The organism is Variovorax sp. CAN15, from assembly GCF_030462475.1.
Taxonomy (GTDB): domain Bacteria; phylum Pseudomonadota; class Gammaproteobacteria; order Burkholderiales; family Burkholderiaceae_C; genus Variovorax.
Genome location: NZ_JASMRZ010000177.1, coordinates 1 through 1,811, shown reverse-complemented (window position 1 = coordinate 1,811; position 1,811 = coordinate 1). Strand labels below are relative to the sequence as shown.

Annotated in this window: 2 protein-coding genes and 1 pseudogene; all 3 read left to right on the top strand. The window is 58.3% G+C overall.

Annotated features, from left to right (window positions below):
- The first annotated feature begins 448 nt into the window (after positions 1-448).
- Positions 449-661 carry a hypothetical protein gene (locus tag QMO14_RS33195; protein WP_301512379.1) on the top strand — a complete coding sequence of 71 codons (213 nt, stop codon included), beginning with the start codon at positions 449-451 and terminating at the stop codon, positions 659-661.
- 599 nt (positions 662-1,260) lie between these two features.
- Entirely contained in the window at positions 1,261-1,596 is a 336-nt protein-coding gene (locus QMO14_RS33190) for a hypothetical protein (RefSeq protein WP_301512377.1), read from the top strand.
- Positions 1,597-1,648: 52 nt separating this feature from the next.
- Positions 1,649-1,811: pseudogene (locus QMO14_RS33185) on the top strand (Hsp20/alpha crystallin family protein); the annotation flags it as partial.

The window sequence follows — 1,811 nt, the reverse complement described above, 5'->3', positions numbered from 1 at the left end:
CTCGCGAACGATCGCATGGTCATCTGCGATACCTAACCTGAGMGGACAACGGACTCGGCGTATATCTCTCGACGGGCGACCCCATTTTCCCGTGGACCTGTCTTCGTCTTTCGAGGCTTTGACGCCACGCGTTTCCAGCTCGGAGGTAAAAACAAGGTTAGGCATTTCATACATGTACTGGGGTCGCGGGCGGTAGTTCGTAGGCGAATGCCGCGCACGCGCGTTGCTTCCTGGCAAGACCGTTGCGCGTGGAGTCCAGCCTCCAACTTGTAGGAGCTCGGATGTCACTGAAATCATCGATTTTCCGAGCCTTTAGCCGAGCGCAAATCTGATGATGACGCTGTTCATCAGATGAACGGTTCCCGGCTTGCCTGTTGTTCATACACGCGAATTCAGACGCGCGCCTGAACCACAGGCCGAAGACACATCAAACAAAGGAGGTCGAATGATGCAAAAAGCTCAGAAGCGCATACCGCGTGGTCCGGGAGGGGAGTTCTGGTTGCTCGTCGCAGTTTTGACGCTGCTTGCGACCCTGGCGCTCTTGCACGTTGCGGTTCAGAGAGAGCGAGATTCGGGTTTGACGGCTATCGATGTGCATGCGCTTACGGATCTGTTCTCCGGCATGTCAGTATCTTTTGGCGGCAACCGCTCCCCCAGCTAGGAGACGGTAGTGGAAGCAACAACTGCCGATGCGGGTCCTATCGCTGTACAAGGTGCGTCGTTCACGTTGGAGACCAGACCTTTGCATTTTGAGGCGCGGGTCGAAGTCACCTCGAAGGGATTGCTAGCCATCGCTGCTCTGGTCTCGAGCATTCTTCTCGCCACGGCAGTGGTGGTGCGCGCCGCTGCGAGTCGCCGCTGACAGGGAAACGGGCGCAGCTTCGCGGTGTGGCGTCGCACCTACCACGGGCAGACCAAGCCGCTAAGAACATGCCAAAGTCTCGCGGGTGCCACATTCGCATGCCCTGAATGTGCTCAAGAGGATCTAGGCCGTCGACGCCTTCACGTCGGAATCGTCTGACATTGGGCTCCGCCGCATCGACGTAAATTCGTCTGTCCTGCGGTTGGTCGCAGGCTTGCTGTAACCCTCTGCCCGGCCCTTTCGGCCGGGTTTTTTTTAGGGCCTTAGCGGTATAGCGCCATACACTTGGCATGTCAGACGCACACCCCGAGTGTCGAAAAGTCCCTCTTGAAATCGGTGAGGCGTGTCCTATCTTTTCTTCCGTCGGAAATTGGTCGCACCCAAAAGGAGGTATTGAAATGACCATGAACTTGCTGAAGCAAATCGCCGGCTCTCGCCTGCCTGTCACGTTCTACCGCGAGGCGGACATCGATCAGGTCAGGGTGCTGCGCGCCGCTGGGCTCGTCGTTGCCCTGGTGCCGTCGCCTTCGGACCCGCTTTCCTTGTCTGGCTCCGCCGCGGCCGCCCAGGTGTTGGCAGTCACCCAAAAGGGGTATGAGGAACTGGCGAAATTCAACTATCCCGAATCGCGGCCCCCGCGCTGGCGAAGCCGTTCACCACGCATCACTGCACGGCTTCGCTCTTATGTGAACCGCTTCTCGCAGTCCAGCAATGCGCGGGACTTGCCCCAGTAGGCCGCGCCCGTCCTTCACGGTTATGTTCGTTCTAGGTTTTGGAGGTTGAGCCATGTACAGAGCTTTCTTTCCCCGCGACATGCTTGCGGAAATGGATCGTCTGCAGCGCGACATGCAGCAGGCGTTCGATTTGACCCCCACCATCAGAGGCTTCGGGAGTAACGGTTTCCCGGCGCTGAATGTTGGCGCGACGGCTCAGGCGGTGGAGATCTATG